Source organism: Cryobacterium sp. TMT4-31, assembly GCF_004403385.1.
GTDB classification, from domain to species: Bacteria; Actinomycetota; Actinomycetes; order Actinomycetales; family Microbacteriaceae; genus Cryobacterium; species Cryobacterium zongtaii.
In genome coordinates, this window is sequence record NZ_SOGI01000066.1 from 1 (window position 1) to 15052 (window position 15052).

General features: G+C 68.6%; 12 protein-coding genes, 1 tRNA gene, 1 other RNA gene and 2 pseudogenes. 8 read left to right on the plus strand and 8 right to left on the minus strand.

The window, feature by feature from the left end; translation table 11 throughout:
• A pseudogene (locus E3T19_RS19120) lies at nt 1-507 on the plus strand (hypothetical protein); the annotation flags it as partial.
• 14 nt (nt 508-521) lie between these two features.
• Here E3T19_RS19120 and E3T19_RS15670 read toward each other — a convergent pair.
• The gene (locus tag E3T19_RS15670; protein ID WP_088456678.1) at nt 522-1421 is read right to left on the minus strand and encodes a LysR family transcriptional regulator ArgP; all 900 of its coding nucleotides are present in this window, start codon (nt 1419-1421) and stop codon (nt 522-524) included.
• Nucleotides 1422-1490: 69 nt separating this feature from the next.
• Between E3T19_RS15670 and E3T19_RS15675 the strand changes: the two genes are divergently transcribed.
• Together E3T19_RS15675 and E3T19_RS15680 are read left to right on the plus strand one after the other, a co-directional pair.
• Nucleotides 1491-2120: a LysE/ArgO family amino acid transporter gene (locus E3T19_RS15675; RefSeq protein ID WP_134409314.1), complete on the plus strand. Its 630-nt coding sequence runs from the start codon at nt 1491-1493 to the stop codon at nt 2118-2120.
• A 37-nt stretch (nt 2121-2157) separates the two neighbouring features.
• Nucleotides 2158-2820 (plus strand): hypothetical protein, encoded by a 663-nt coding sequence (locus E3T19_RS15680; RefSeq protein ID WP_088456680.1) that lies wholly within the window; start codon nt 2158-2160, stop codon nt 2818-2820.
• Nucleotides 2821-2919: 99 nt separating this feature from the next.
• On the opposite strand, the gene E3T19_RS15685 is transcribed toward E3T19_RS15680, so the two are convergent.
• From E3T19_RS15685 to E3T19_RS15700, 4 genes are all read right to left on the minus strand, one after another.
• Complete coding sequence (locus E3T19_RS15685; protein WP_134409315.1) at nt 2920-4584, minus strand: DUF2252 family protein; 1665 nt, start codon at nt 4582-4584, stop codon at nt 2920-2922.
• Between the two features lie 210 nt (nt 4585-4794).
• A complete protein-coding gene (locus tag E3T19_RS15690) occupies nt 4795-5505 on the minus strand; it encodes a M23 family metallopeptidase (RefSeq protein WP_134409316.1) in 711 nt (236 codons plus the stop codon).
• Nucleotides 5486-6004, minus strand: a complete 519-nt coding sequence (gene msrA, locus E3T19_RS15695) for a peptide-methionine (S)-S-oxide reductase MsrA (RefSeq protein ID WP_134409317.1) — start codon at nt 6002-6004, stop codon at nt 5486-5488. Before msrA ends, E3T19_RS15690 begins: the two co-directional genes overlap by 20 nt.
• 161 nt (nt 6005-6165) lie before the next feature.
• Nucleotides 6166-6241: transfer RNA gene (locus E3T19_RS15700), tRNA-Lys, on the minus strand.
• 127 nt (nt 6242-6368) lie between these two features.
• Here E3T19_RS15700 and E3T19_RS15705 point away from each other — a divergent pair.
• Entirely contained in the window at nt 6369-7184 is an 816-nt protein-coding gene (locus tag E3T19_RS15705; protein ID WP_241980301.1) for an inositol monophosphatase family protein, read from the plus strand.
• Nucleotides 7185-7222: 38 nt separating this feature from the next.
• On the opposite strand, the gene E3T19_RS15710 is transcribed toward E3T19_RS15705, so the two are convergent.
• A complete protein-coding gene (locus tag E3T19_RS15710; protein WP_134409318.1) occupies nt 7223-8476 on the minus strand; it encodes a GAF domain-containing protein in 1254 nt (417 codons plus the stop codon).
• Between the two features lie 103 nt (nt 8477-8579).
• Between E3T19_RS15710 and E3T19_RS15715 the strand changes: the two genes are divergently transcribed.
• Nucleotides 8580-9809 (plus strand): glycosyltransferase, encoded by a 1230-nt coding sequence (locus E3T19_RS15715; RefSeq protein WP_134409319.1) that lies wholly within the window; start codon nt 8580-8582, stop codon nt 9807-9809.
• Nucleotides 9806-10552, plus strand: coding sequence for a PIG-L family deacetylase (locus E3T19_RS15720; RefSeq protein ID WP_241980302.1), 747 nt, complete (start codon nt 9806-9808; stop codon nt 10550-10552). The genes E3T19_RS15715 and E3T19_RS15720 overlap by 4 nt, the downstream gene beginning before the upstream one ends.
• Nucleotides 10553-10567: 15 nt before the next feature.
• Here the strand turns inward: E3T19_RS15720 and E3T19_RS15725 are convergent, their stop codons facing one another.
• Nucleotides 10568-11716 carry a YbdK family carboxylate-amine ligase gene (locus tag E3T19_RS15725; RefSeq protein WP_166788902.1) on the minus strand — a complete coding sequence of 383 codons (1149 nt, stop codon included), beginning with the start codon at nt 11714-11716 and terminating at the stop codon, nt 10568-10570.
• A 230-nt stretch (nt 11717-11946) separates the two neighbouring features.
• Here E3T19_RS15725 and E3T19_RS15730 point away from each other — a divergent pair, with 230 nt between their 5' ends.
• Nucleotides 11947-12738, plus strand: coding sequence for a class II glutamine amidotransferase (locus E3T19_RS15730; protein WP_240632222.1), 792 nt, complete (start codon nt 11947-11949; stop codon nt 12736-12738).
• Nucleotides 12739-12833: 95 nt separating this feature from the next.
• On the opposite strand, the gene ssrA is transcribed toward E3T19_RS15730, so the two are convergent.
• Nucleotides 12834-13219: a transfer-messenger RNA gene (gene ssrA / locus E3T19_RS15735) on the minus strand.
• Between the two features lie 528 nt (nt 13220-13747).
• Between ssrA and E3T19_RS19425 the strand changes: the two are divergent.
• A pseudogene (locus E3T19_RS19425) lies at nt 13748-14914 on the plus strand (DUF222 domain-containing protein); the annotation flags it as partial.
• Between the last annotated feature and the right edge of the window lie 138 nt (nt 14915-15052).

Sequence of the window (15052 nt, forward strand, 5' to 3'; positions counted from 1 at the left end):
GCGGCCGTCGCCCGCACGCGGCGCAACCGGCTGCGTCTGGCCGTGGCCGGCACGGCCGTCGCTGCCGGCCTCGCCCTGGGCGGCGGGTTCCTCGGCGCCACCCTGGGCACTCCGGCGACTCTCGAGGCCGCACCGCCCTCATCCGCACCGTCCGCCACCGCGCCGCCCACACCCGCCGACCCGGCCCCGACGATGGTCGTTGCCATGGAGCCCGTGGAGGACGACGCCCTCACCGCGGCCCTCACCATCACCGACACCGACTGGGGCACCCGGTTCGACTGGTCGTGCGTGTACCTCAATCAGCTCTGGAAGGACAACGGGCCCCAGGACTACGACATGGTGATGACCGATCAGGACGGCACCGCGACGGTGCTCGCGACCTGGACGGCGACGAGCCCGAGCACCGAGAACCTCGCCGCGTCGACCGATGTGACCCTCGACCAGATTCGGAGCGTCGAGATCCGGGCCAGCCTCAGCGGCCTGCCGCTGGCGCACACAGACCTGTAGGACCGTTCGGAGAGTCAGACCGTGAGCGGCCGCAGTGTCCGCTCAGCCTGAACGCGCACCGCCGTCGAAACCGCGTCGAGCAGCGGCGACGCCAGGTTCCAGCGCTGCCAGTAGAGCGGCACGTCCACCGGATGCGCCGCCGCCAGCTCCACCAGACGGCCGTCGGCGATCTCGTCCAGACACTGCTGCTCGGGCAGCACTCCCCAGCCCATGCCCAGCAGCACTGTGCGGGCGAAATCGTGGGAGGTGGGGATGACGTGCCGGGGTGGGTCACCGGGCCCGCCGGCGTGCGCCCGCAGGAAGGAGTCCTGCAGGTCGTCGTTGCGGTCGAAGGTGACCACGGGCGCCTCCGGCAACGCGGCGAGTCCGTGGGCGAGCCAGCGGGCCACGAAGGCCGGCGTGGCGACTGCACGGTAGCGCATCCGGCCCAGCGGCTCGGTGACACAGCCCTGGATCGATTCGCGGTCGGAGGTGACCGCGGCCATCACGGCGCCGGAGCGCAGCAGCGAGATCGTGTGCTCCTGGTCTTCGCGGTGCAGGTCGAAGGTGATGTCGAGTTCGTCGGCCACCCCGGCGAGCGCGCCGAGGAACCAGGTGGCCAGGCTGTCCGCGTTCACGGCGAGGGAGATCTGCACGGACCGTTCGGCGGACCCGTTCTCGCGCAGCGCTCGCTCGGTGTCGGCCTCCAGGAGTTCGACCTGGCGCGCGTAGCGCAGCACCACCGCACCGGCGGCCGTGAGACAGACGGGGGTGGTGCGCTGCACGAGGACCCGGCCGCAGGACTGCTCCATGGCCTTGACCCGCTGCGAGACCGCCGACGCCGTGACGTGCAGCCGGCGGGCGGCCTTCTCGAAGGTGCCGTCCTGGACCAGGGCGCGCAGGGTCTCCAGCTGGTCGAGGGTGAAGCGTTGCATAAGTCCAGCTTACGCATCCTAAGAAAACGTAGCTGGACTGAATCACTGCGACTCCCTAGCGTGGGAGGCATGACACCTGCGACAACCCTCCTCCCCGCACTGTTGGGCCTGGTCACGGGTCTGTCCCTCATCATCGCCATCGGCGCCCAGAACGCGTTCGTGTTGCGGCTGGGCATCGAGGGCCGCACCCGGGTGATCGCACCGGTGGTGGCCATTGCCGCTCTGTCCGATGCGGCTCTCGTCCTCGCTGGCGTGCTGGGAATGGGTGCCCTGGTGGCGGCGGCGCCGGCGGTCATGGTGGTCGTGCGACTGGTCGGGGCCGCTTTCCTGGTCGGTTACGGCCTGTGGGCGGCGCGGCGGGCCATCCGTCCGGGCGCGCTTCTGGTGACCGGATCCTCGGGCAGCACCGGGATGCGGGTCGCCGTGGGCACGGTTCTCGCCCTCACCTGGCTCAACCCGCACGTTTACCTGGACACCGTGGTGTTCCTCGGCGCCGTGGCCAGCCAACAGGACCCCGCCGAGCGCTGGTGGTGGGCCGGCGGCGCCATCACGGCTAGCATCCTGTGGTTCACCGGCCTCGGCTTCGGGGCTCGTCTGCTGCGCCCGATCTTCGCGCGCCCCGGTGCCTGGCGGGTGCTCGACGGCGCTATCGCTGTGCTCATGCTCGCCCTCGGCGCCCGGCTCGCGTTCGACCTCTGACCCCGGTCGGCCGGCTAAGCGGCGGTACGCTTGCCCCGTGCTTTCCAAGGACCTGATCCGCCTCTACCCCGAGCTGTACCACGTGGCAGCGGATGGGTCGTGGCCGTCGATCGAGCGGCACGGACTGCTCAGCACGGCCGCGCTGGTCACCCGATGGGGCGTGCGGCAGGGGGCACCGCAGGCCGCGATCCTCACCAAGCGGCGTGGTGAGTCGCTGGAGTTGGAACATCCGGACTACGGCACCGCCGTCATCCGGCACCAGAAGGCGATTCACGAGTCATCGCTGGCGGCCGCGCTGGAGGACCTCTCCCCCAGCGAGTGGTACACGATGCTCAACGACCGGGTGTTCTTCTTCCTGCAGAAGCCGCGGCTGAACGAGCTGCTCGCCGCGCGCTCCTACCGGGACGACGCCCACACCGTGATCACGGTGGACACCCGCCGCCTGATCACCGCGCACGAGGCCGACATCGAGCTCACCAGCGTGAACACCGGCTTCGCGCAGCGATTCAGCGCCGAGCCGCGCGGGCGGGACAGCTTCCAGTCGATCGAGGAATTCGCGCATCCGACCCGGTCACACGCCTCGACCAAGGTGGTGGATGTTGCCGAACTCGCGGTGTATCGCGGGGTGCGCGACATCGCCAAGCACGTGAAGCGCGTCGAGCGGATGCGCGAGGGCACGGTGCTCGAGCGCTTCGTCTAGCCGCGCGGCGTCCCGCCGCACTGTTCCCGTTCCGGACACGTTCGGCCGGCGCACCGGGACCATTTGTCCGCCGGCAACAGTTGCAGCCGCGGAGGCGGCTCAGACGCCCTCCCGGGCCTCCAGCCAGCCGGTGTGCACGGCCTCGAGGAAGGCCTCGTAGTCCTTCTCGTTCTGGTCGGCATACCGGTTGGAGAAGTCGGTGACCGCGCGGTCGAACGTGTCGCTCTTTCCGAGGTACGCCGCGATCGCGACGGGGTCGCCCGACCTGGCGTGGGCCCGGGCCAGGGTCCAGCCGCAGGCGTGCGCGTAGAACGTCATCCCCATCGGCACCATCGCCTCCACGATCGCCGAGCCCTTCATGTCACGCAGCTGACGCCAGTACAGGTACCGGTCGGCCTGCACTCCCTTGGTCCAGCCCAGGAAGATGTCGCTGGCGGCCTGCATCATCCGCTGCCCCTGCACCACCCGCTCCCCCGGCTGCTCGTAGACGCTCTTGGGCAGGTGGTCCTCGAGCACGGATGCCGTGGCCTCCTTCACCTGCAGGAACAACGGGTCCTGCTCGTCGCGGCCCTGCAGCAGGGCGATGAACGCCCGGTTGCCGACGCTGCCGACACCCACCACCTTGTGAGCCACATCCACCACCTCGAAGCGTTCGAGCAGCCGGCGCCTGTCGTCCTGCAGGCTCTCGCGGTACGACCTCAGCTGTTCCAGGACCGCCGCCTGCACATCGTCGGACGACAGGCCGAGGGACTCCGCGAGGTCGCGGACCGGAATGACGATCGGCGGTTGGCTGATGATCCGGTACTGGCCGTCGACGAGCTCGGCAAGCTTGGACAGAGCCTGCATGCTGTCGCGGGAGCGTGCCTTCGCAGCGTTCTTCAGCGCGGTCTTCTCCAGCCCCTTGGCCGCCTTTCGCGCCGCCTTGTCCTTCTGGGTGGCCCTGGCCATGTCCATGGCCTTGAGCATCTCCTGCTCGGTCATCCGGGCATACCAGATGTCCATGGTGCGCATCGCGGCGAACTGAGCCATCCCCTCCCGATAGGAGCGCACGGCTTCCAGCGTCACGCTCCGGATGTCCGCGGCACTGAACCCGTTGTTGCGGGCCGCGATCGTGAAGCTCGCCGTCATGCGCAGCACGTCGTATTCGAAGGGACCGGGCAGGGTCTCATCGAAGTCGTTGAGGTCGAAGAGCAGGTTGCGCTCCGGCGACGCGAACACGCCGAAGTTGGAGAGATGGGCGTCACCGCAGAGCTGGACTATGAGTCCGGCGCGCGGGGTGTCTTTGAGGTCGGTCGCCATGATCTTGGCGGCGCCGCGGTAGAAGGTGAACGGCGAGACCATCATCCGCCCGTGCCGCACCGGCACCAGATCGGGCACCCGGGTGCGATTCTGCTCCTCGATCAGAGCGACGGGGTCGGGGCGGTCGGCGGCCGGCTCCCACCCGTTGTGGCTGGCGCGGGGGGTCTCGGCTCTCGCCGCCTTGCCTCGAGCGGCGCGCGCGACCACGGTCGGGTGCTCGACGATGTGGGGCGCGCTGGTCCGGCGCTCGGTGCTCGACCGCGTGGTGGACAGCTTCTTGGCGGGGGCCTTCTTCGCGGGCGCTTTCTTGGCGGGCGCTGTCTTAGCGGTCGCTTTCCTGACGGGCGCATTCTTCGCGGTCGGTTTCTTCGCGAGCGCTGCCTTGACGGGCGCTTTCTTGACGGGCGCTTTCTTCGCAGGCGCTTTCTTGACGGGCGCTTTCTTCGCGGTCGCTTTATCTGCCATGGTGGCGGCTCCTCTGTGGACGACGCTGGAGCCCTCGCGAGCGGCGAAACCCACCGGCGGGCGGAAAGACCCTGTGAAGGGTCCACGATTGCCCGGGGGTCGGCGGCTGTCAATGCCCGCCGAGGCAAAAAGTGTTCAGCCGGTGGGTGCCCGGACACCACGCGTTGAGCCTGGACGCCGAGTCCGTCGATGCCCAACTCGAGGCCTCCACTATGACGGCAGGGGCTCGACGGTGGCGCCCTCGCCAGGGATACCGACGTCCCGAAGTACTGGATGCTTCGCGCCGGCCGGCCACTCCCGGTAGCGCCGAAACGCCAGTGGCAGGCCTCGCGCGATAGACAGGTCCGGGCTGTCCATCACCTGCAGATGCAGGTGCGGCTGGGTCGAGTTGCCGGAATTCCCGCATTCGGCCAGAGGTTGCCCCGGGTTTACGGTGTCTCCCGGACGAACGCGAATGGAACCGGCTCGCAGATGCACGAGAGCCAGAAACCCGGCACCCCCGACGAGTTCGATGACGATGTGATTGCCCGCGATGGCTCCCACTCCGGCCCGGAGCCGCGCCACCTGGCCCAGGGCGTATGGCACGAGCGCCAGCTGAGATCGCCGGGCGGGGTGGTCGACCTCGCCGTCGAACGCCTCGACGACGACGCCGGCGGCCGGTGCCAGGATCGCCCGCCCGTAGGCGAAGAACCGCTCCGGTGGTTCTGTGCCGACGTAGGTGCCCCAGTCGCGGCTGGCTGCCGTGCGCCCGCGATCATCCACCCCGGTGAAGTCGATCGCGTAGCGCTCGCCGAGCAGGTCGGTGCCATGGCTCGGCACGCGTCGGGCCGGGCTGTTGCCCGCCAGCCACCGGCCCGCGAACGGCAGGGCGAGCACGACCGCGCCGCGCGCCGGGGGCTGGTTAGCTGGCGGTCTGCTCACGGCGCGGCAGGACCCAGCCCGGCCGCACGAAGTGGCAGGTGTAGCCGTTGGGGTAGTTCTGCAGGTAGTCCTGGTGCTCGGGCTCGGCCAACCAGAAGTCGCCGACAGGTTCCACCTCGGTCACGACGGGGCCCGGCCAGATACCGGATGCGTCGACATCCGCGATGGTGTCGCGGGCGACGCGCTCCTGCTCGGCATCCGCGAAGAAGATCGCCGAACGGTAGCTGCGGCCACGGTCGTTGCCCTGGCGGTCCTTCGTCGACGGGTCGTGGATCTGGAAGAAGAACTCCAGCAGTTCCCGGAAGCTGGTGCGCTCGGGGTCGAAGGTGATCTCGATCGCCTCGGCGTGGTCGCCGTGGTTGCGGTAGGTGGCGTTCGGGGTGTCGCCGCCGGTGTAGCCCACCCGGGTGGAGAGAACGCCCTCGCGCTTCCGCACCAGTTCCTCGACGCCCCAGAAACAGCCGCCGGCCAGTGTCGCCTTCTCAGTGGTTGTGCTCATAGTGTCTCTCCTCGTGTCGTGGACATTCCCTGGGCACAACGTGTCGGCGTAACGGCCTGTTCCGGCGCTCCCGTCACACACAGCCCGCTCACAGCTTAAGCGGTCGTTTGAGGGTACAGAAAAGCCCGGCCGCACACTCGCGGCCGGGCTTGTCTTTCGTGTGGTGCACCCCCCCGGACTTGAACCGGGAACCCGCTGATTAAGAGTCAGCTGCTCTGCCAATTGAGCTAGAGGTGCGTATTCTTGTGCATATCGTTCAGGCGGGGCATCCCCGCCGACATGAGACATTACCATCAGTTTCGGCGCTCGCGCCAATCGAGAGCTGACATCGGCGTGTCGCGCCCCAGTCACTATTCTGGGGAGCGTGACCGAGACCCTGCCGCCCACCCTCGCCGATGATCTCACGCTGGCCCTCGAGCTGGCCGATGCGGCCGACGCGATCTCGATGGCCCGATTCGAAGCCCTCGACCTTGTTGTCACCACCAAGCCGGACCGCACCCCGGTGACCGATGCCGACCAGGCGGTCGAGCGCGCCATCCGTGCTCTCCTGGCCGAGCGGCGCCCCGGCGACGGAATCCTCGGTGAGGAATTCGGCACGGCGGGGTCGACGACCCGGCAGTGGATCATCGACCCGATCGACGGCACCGCCGGCTTTTTGCGGGGCATCAGCATCTGGGGCACCCTGATCGCCCTCGCGATCGACGGGGTTCCGGTGCTCGGTGTGGTCAGCTCCCCCGCCCTGGGTAAACGGTGGTGGGCCGCGACCGGCGGCGGAGCCTGGGCGACCGATGCCCGCCGTCCCGAGGCCGCGCCCACCCGTCTGCACGTCTCCGGCGTCGAGACCCTCGCGGACGCGTCCCTCAGCTACGGCAGTATCCAGCAGTGGGATACGGCCGGCCGGCTCGACGGGCTCGTGGCGCTGACCCGGCAGGTCTGGCGCACCAGGGCCTACGGCGACATGTGGTCATACATGCTGCTCGCCGAGGGACACCTTGACATCGCCGGCGAATTCGACCTGCAGCCGTACGACATGGCGGCCCTCGTGCCCATCGTGCAGGAGGCCGGTGGCGTGTTCACCTCGGCCGATGGCGCGGCCGGCCCGTGGCACGGCAGCGCCCTGGCCACCAACGGCCTGCTGCACCAGCCGGCGCTGGACGCCATCGCCCCACCGGTTCGCTGAGCCGACCCCACTGGGCAGACGGCGCCAAGAGCCCGGACCTACGGCCCCGCGGTGTCGGCTCGGTCGACGGCGCCGGCCGACTGCCAGAGCTCGTACTGCAGCAACAGCGCCAACTCGCGCAACAACACCAGGTCAACGTCCTCCTGGGAGCGGGGGTTCTGGTCGTATACGCAGAGCGCGCCGATGCGTTCGCCCGAGGGTGATTCGATCGGGAAACCGGCGTAAAAGCGCAACCGGGGACCGGAGACGACCAGAGGATTGTCCCGGAATCTCGGGTCAAGCCGCGCATCGGGAACAACCAGAGCCGCCGACTCGAGCACCGTGACGGTGCAGAACGACTCGCTCCGTGGAATGTCGAACACCGCGAGGCCCACCGTCGCCTTGTGCCATTGCCTGTCACCGTCGATCACCGTGAACGCGGCCGCGCTGGTGCCCAGCGACGAGCGGGCCAGCGCAACAATCCGGTCGAACCGCGCCTCCGGTGCGGTGTCGAGCAGGTTCAACGCCATCAGCGCCCGGTGCCTGGCCTGCTCGATCTCCTCGGGCGTGCGGCCCTGTACCTCGGGTGCCGGCACCCCATCGGTGCGTCGCAGGGGCTCCAGCGGGCCGGCCATCGGCTCGGCCAGCACCTCCGCCCAGAGGTCGTAGTCGCTCGCGGACCGGAACCGGCCGGACCTGGCGACCGGCGTGCCGGGCAGCCTCACGAAGGTCAGCCGGTCCACGGCGGCACAGACGTCTTCGCTCACAGCGTTGAGCTCCAGCGCGTGCCTGCCGGCCAGTGCGCCGAAGGGGCCGCTGAAGGCCGGAATCAACGCCACCGGGGCGATCCCGGCGACGAAGACCTCGGTGCCGAGGGAGCTCGAGTGCTGGATCTGCTCAACCAGGCTGGCGAGGTCCCGGCGCCAGGCCCGTGTGGACGTGAGCCGGCCCGCGTCGAACAGGCCGAGGGTGAGCACCACGGCGTCGTATCGCCACAGGTTGGCGAAGTCGATGTGCTCTGGCGCGTTGCGCGGCGTCATGTTCGACCGGGCGATCACGTCGACATCCACGCCGCGACCGGTGCGGGCCGTGAGCGCCCTGGCCAGAGCGCCCGGCAGTGCGAGGGTGTGACTGAGCACACCCCAGCCGATGGCCGGTCCGCCGCCGACGATGAGGATACGGTCACTGTCGATTCCCGGCGAGTGCGCCTGGGGAGCATCGTCCGGCACCGGGATGCCGCGGAACTTGCGCTCGAGAGTAGCCAGCCATGCCAGCATCACGGGGACCATCGCGCACCGCAGGGCTTCGCGCACGTGACCCTCCAACTCGAAGTTGTTGGTACTGGACGGTCGTAGGCGTACATTGCATACAACTGGGTCTCATCATACGCATCCGCCGGTGTCATAAGATTCTGTAGTGTCCCCTGTTACAGATCCCCTGCGTATCGCCCTGGTTTCCCTGCACACCTCCCCCGGTGCCGAGCCCGGTTCGGGGGACGCCGGCGGCATGAATGTCGTGGTGCGGCACCAGGCCGAGGCCATGGCCGCGCTGGGCCACCAGGTGGAGATCCTGACCCGACGGTCCTCCCCCGAGATGCCCGCCGCCCGGAGCCTGGGCGCCGGCGTCACCCTGCGTTACCTCGACGCCGGACCGCTCCGCTCGGTGCCCAAGGGCGACCACGAGGGGTTCATCGACGAATTCCGTGCGCAGGCCGCCGCGCTGGGTCCGTGGGACGTCATCCACTCGCATCACTGGTTCTCCGGCATGGCGATGCTGCCACTGGCCCGCGAGCTGGGCGTGCCGCACGTACAGAGCTTCCACTCCATCGCGGCCGACGAGGCCACCCCGCTGTCGGCGGGCGAGCGGCCCGAATCCGGCGGGCGGATGGCCGGCGAAGCCTGGCTGGCCCGGGAATCGGACCTGATCGTGGCCGTGAGCGCCGCCGAGGCCGACACCGTCGTGCGTCGGCTCGGCGGGTCGATGAACCGCATCGCGATAGTCCCACCCGGCGTGGACGGGTCCCTTTTCCATCCCGTCGCGCCCGCAGCAGCCGGAGCGGACCGGGCCACGCCATCGGACCGCGGCTACGCGGTGGTCGCCGGGCGCCTCCAGCCGCTCAAGGGCCTCGACCTGGCCATCGAGGCCATCGCCGCCGTGCCGGCTCACCTGAGGCCGGAGCTCGTGATCGCGGGTGACGCCTCGGCCGACTACGACGGCTACATCGATGAGCTGAACCGGCTCGCGGCCCGGCACGGCATTGAGAACGGGGTGCGCTTCGTCGGTCCGCGGTCCCGCGTCGACCTGGCGGCCCTGCTCCGCGGCGCCCGGGTGGTGCTGGTTCCCTCACACTCCGAGACCTTCGGCCTGGTGGCCCTGGAGGCCGCGGCCAGCGGTGTTCCCGTCGTCGCCCAGGGCACGGGCGGACTGCGCGAAGCTGTGCTCGACGGCGACACCGGTCTGCTCATCGAGTCGCGCGACCCGCAGGTCTGGGCGGATGCGCTCACCGACGTGCTCGCGGACCCCGCCCTGGCGCGGCGCCTGTCGCTGGCGGCCCGCGCGCGCGCCGAGACCTTCGACTGGTCGCGCTCCGCCGCGTCCCTGCTCGACGTTTACTGCGCCCTGCTGCCGGTATCGGTCTGCGCGTGAGCCTGCTCGACGGCCAGCGGTCGGTGCTGTTCGTGCACGCCCACCCCGACGACGAGACCATCTCCACCGGCGCACTCATCGCCGAGTTCGTCGCCAGGGGCAGCCGGGTGTTCCTGCTCACCTGCTCACGGGGCGAACGCGGCGAGGTCGTCGACGGTCCGCTCACGGCCCTGGCCGGCACCGAGGAGCTGGCGCGCGAACGGGAACTGGAGCTCGAACGGGCCACCGGCATCCTGGGCATCACCGAACGGTTCTGGCTCGGTGAGCCGCCCGCCAGGGTCGACGGCCTCGAGCCCCGCCGCTACCGCGACTCCGGCATGGTCTGGATTCGGCCCGGCCTGGCCGGGCCGGCGGACGACGCCGCCGACGACGCCCTCTCGGTGGCGCCGCTGGCCGAGGTCACGGCCGACATCGCGGCCCTGATTGTGCGGCTGCGGCCGTCCCTGGTGATCAGTTACGACGACGGCGGCGGTTACGGGCATCCCGACCACGTGCGCGCCCACGATGCCGCCCGCGCCGCGACCACGGCCACCGGCACCGCCTTCGCCGAGGTCCTCGAGGCACCCGCGGGTGACGAAGAATGGATCGATCTGCCCCAGCACCTCGCGGTGGTGACGGATGCGCTGCGCGCGCACGCAAGCCAGCTCACCGTGCACGGCACCGAGATCGTGCACTCCGGCGGTCAGCGCGAGGCGATCGGCACCTCCGCCGGCCTGCGGCTGCACCCACACCCCGCCGTCTGACCATGGCGAGCGTCCTCAGCCGAGGATCGCTCCAGCGGCCACCGTCACCCTCTCGGCGCGCCGAGCCGGGGTCAACGTCCTGGTGAGCAGCCGGCGCAGCTCGGGCCGGCCGCCCCGGCTGAAGGCGGCACGCTGCTGTGCCGCACCGGTGCCGTCGACTCTGAGCCGGGCCACCGCCTCTCGCACCAGTTCGACGTCGCCCAGTTCTACGAGCTCGGGCTCGAGCATCCGCACGAATCGGCGGAGGCAGCCGTGAGCCGGGGCCAGCCCGCCGCGCAGCGGATCGAAGACCTGCCGGTCCATCCCGTGATGGGCCGAGTGCAGCAGGGCAGCGGAGAGGAGTTCGGAGGGCATCTGGGCGGATGCACTCGCGGCGGCGGCCTGCGCGGCCGGCACCCCGAGTGAATGTGCCACGAACGCCCGGCACAACGCGGTGATGAACAGCGTGGTCTGCGCATCGAGCTGTGCGTCTGCCACCCGGAACTCGATCGTGGGCAGGTGCTCCGAGAGCCGTACATCCCACATGATCACACCCAGGTCGACGGTGCCGCCAATGCCCAGCAGTCGTGCGATGCGTCGGTCGTAGTCCGCGGCGTCGAGGAAGGCCGGCGGGCAGCCCGAAGTCGTCCACCGGCGCAGCAACACCGTGCGCCAGCTGTCATGCCCGGTGTCCTGCCCCCGCCACAGCGGCGAGTTCGCGGCGATGGCCGTGAAGAGCGGCAACCAGGGCCGCACCGCATTCAGGACGATCACCCCGGCCTCCCGGCTTGGGATGCCGACGTGCACGTGCAGACCGCTCACCTGATGGTCGGCGATCACGGCGTCCATGGTGCGCACGATTCGTTGGTAGCGCTCGGTGTCGGTGATCGTGGGGAACGCCGTCGTGTCGGGCGGGGTGCCGACACTCGCCACGATCACACCGAGTTCGGCCGCCTGGTCGGCGACCGCGCGTCGAAAGCCCGTCATGGCCGTGTGAGCGTCGTCCATCTCTTCGAACACCGCCGAAGCGTGCTCGATCTGGGAGGCCAGGAACTCCCGGTGCGTCACGCCCTGCCATTCGGGCATCGTCGACAGGTGCTCGAAGGCCTGGGCGCCCACATCCACGGGGAACAGGGTGTCAGGATCGAGGAATTGGAACTCCTCTTCGATGCCAAACGTAGCCACGTTGACCTCTTCCGTCGCCGTCGGATCACGACAGTGTGAACCGTCTGCGACGAGTGTGACCTGTAGCCGGATGGCGGTCAAGGGTCTTGCATCACCCTGTTGGGGGAACCGGACCGCCCTCGGTGGACGGGTGCACAATGGTCGCGTGCGCGCCACCGCGGCGGTGCCGGATGGGAGATGGACGGATGTGCAGATGGCTGGCGTACCTCGGGGAACCCCTGCAACCCTCAATGATCGTGCTCGACGCTAAGCACTCGATAGTCGCGCAATCGCTGAACTCCCCGCTCGGGGCCGAGACGGTGAACGGGGATGGCTTCGGCTTCGGCTGGTACCCCACGGGAGCCCCGAAGGGCACCGCACCGGCGCTGTTCCACAGCATCGAACCCGCGTGGAACGACGCGAACCTGAGCGAGCTCACCAGGGCTCTCACCAGCCCGCTCTTCTTCACCCATGTTCGCGCGGCAACCGCACCGCCGATCCAGCAGACGAACTGCCATCCGTATCGCTATCAGAACTGGATGTTCATGCACAACGGCGCCATTGCGGGGTGGCGCGAGCTCAGGCGCGACCTGACGTTGGCGATCGACCCGTCGCTGTACCCGAACGTGCTCGGCACGACGGACTCAGAGGTGCTCTTTCACCTCGCGCTGACCTACGGGCTCCGTGATGACCCTATCGATGCCATCGGGCGCGCCATTCGCACCGTCGAGTCTGTCGGCCACGATCACGATGTGCGTTTTCCCTGGCAGGGCACCGTCGCCGTCTCCGACGGCACCACCTTGTGGGCCTTCCGTTACTCGACCCAGGGACGCACGCGCACGTTGTTTCATTCGGCGGACATCCGCACGCTCCGCCAGATGTACCCCGACCAGGAGCGGCTGGCCGCCTTCGGTGATCATGCGAAGGTCGTGGTGTCCGAGCCGCTCAACGACCTGCCCGGCGCCTTCGTCGAGGTACCGGAATCGTCCGCACTCATTCTCGAAATGGACGGGTATCGGCATCAGCCCTTCCTGGTCGACTGACCACGTCGGGCCGGCCGCTCCTGAATACACAAAACGCCACCTCGAGAGGTGGCGTTTTGCATGTTGGTGGTCAACAGCGTGTGGCAACAACCCAATGGTGGAGATGCGGGGAATTGAACCCCGGTCCATTGCTGTGGTCATGTTTCTTCTACGGGTGTATCCAGTGAAGGCGTTCTACTCGGCTCCGGAACTTGCCACTGGCAGCTGATCCGACGAGCCCAGCCCTCGTTTGAGTCCCCCTATACCCCGAGGCTCAGGATAGGAGCAATCTCTCTAAATGACGTCAGGATCCGAGTAGAGAGCATTCCCGGTCTGACGGTCTCAATGTGGTTCTACTTAGGCCGCGAGGGCGAAAGCGGAACGCGAGACAGTGCGGTTTGAATTGGCACTTATTGTTTTGCAGAGATCGTTTACGAGATAACCCTGCATCCTCGACCCGCTTCTCACAGTTACGCAGGCAATGTCGAAACCGATCATCCCCATGTTCACGTGCTGCCGACTCGAATGAGTTGCGCAGAACGCGGTTGTTGTCACACGCTGTTGAGTTACCAATCCTGTTTCCAGAACCGCAGTGGCGAACATTGCAGCTCACCACCACGGCCTTTCAGGATACAACACTTTCGCGCCACCCCGGTAGCGACGGATGCCGCATGCCGTCATCGACAACGCGCCGTCTAGCGAAAATGTTTCCTATACCTGGCCTACAGATTCATGACAAATTCTCGCATACTTCTACGATTTATGAGATAATGGGCGTATGGACGACGAGCTGGCTCCAGGCTCCCCCGCACCGACGGGAACTTCTCCCACCGGTTCCAATCTCCACGACTGGAACACCGGCCTGACCGGGCCGGCACCGGATGCCGGCAGCGTGAGCGGCACCGCCGACACTCAGTTCGGCGGTGAGGGCAAGCCGGAGTGGCGGGATCCGTCGGCGATCCCGGGGGTGCAGCGCGCGTTCACCGGCGCCTTCGGTGAAAAGCTCCGGGTCCTCGCGGATGCCGCGGAGATGGTGCAGGCCGTTCTGGAGTCGACCGACCTCGACTCGCTCAGTGACGCGGAGGTGGTGGCGTTCACCCAGACGGTCGAGAATGCCGGCCGGCCCGTGGACGCGGCCCGGGTTGGCGCGGCGACCGTTGTCGGATACCGGTCCCGCCCCGGGTTGGGCCGGGATTCGATGGCGTGGCGGTTGGGGGCGTCGCATCAAAGCGACCTGCTCACCCGCCTCACCTTGGCGTCTCGGCAGGAGATGAAACGGCGCCTGGCGCTGGGTGAGAAGGTGGCCCAGAGGATGCTGGCCGGCCAGGTGCTGGAGCCGGAGTTCCCCGCGGTGGCGGCCGCGATGCGCGCCGGGGAATTGGGGATCGATGCGGCGGAGACGATCGTGAAGGGGCTGGCCGACTATAAGGTGCACGGCCGCTTCGATGCCGACCAGGCCGACGTCGAATCCGCCGAGCTCGGCCTCGTCGAGCGGGCGACAGGGTCGGTCTTCGATCGCACCCGCGGCCCCGGCGACAGCGACATCCGGTGCACCGGTCCGATTCTGCGGCGTGGCGATTCGGAGGGGTTCACCTATCCGGCCGATGATCTGCGGTCCCTGGCGGCACGGATGCAGGCGCTACTAACCCCCGACGGGGCCGCCCCGAACGCGACCGCGGTTGAAGCGAAATCCACCATATCCTTCGGCGAGCTCACCCGGGGCCTCTACCCGCTGCGTGGCGGCGTGACCCCGGTCCTCAAGGGTGTCATCCAGAACCTGTTCAACACCTTCCAATCCGCCCGCTCCGCACCACGGTTCCCGTCCGCACAGGAACAGCAACACATCGAAGCCGGCGAACTCGTGCCCGGCGAGCTGATCGACGAACGCACCGGCGGGGAGAAGCGCGCCGATATTCTCCGCGGCATCCTGGTGCAGGTCGCCCAAGACCCCCGCACCCCGACCATGGGCGGCATGCCACCGACGGTGATGGTGCATGTGAACGCGGCCGACCTCCTCAAGGACGCCGGCGTCGGTTGGATCGACGGCGTCGACGGGCCGGTCTCGATGAAGACCATTACGCAGATGATCGACAACGGCGGCTTCCAGCCCGTCTTCTTCGGCAGGGCCGGTGCCGTCCTCGGCCTGGGCCTGGGCTCCAAAGCCCGTTGTTTCTCCCCGATGCAACGCAAAATGATCACCGCCCGAGACGGCGGCTGCATCATCCCGGGCTGCGACTGCCCACCCCAGTGGACCGAGGTACACCATGAAGGCCCCGCACTGGATCGACCCGTCCGGGACATGGCGCACACCCGGAAAACACCGGGCGCACGACCC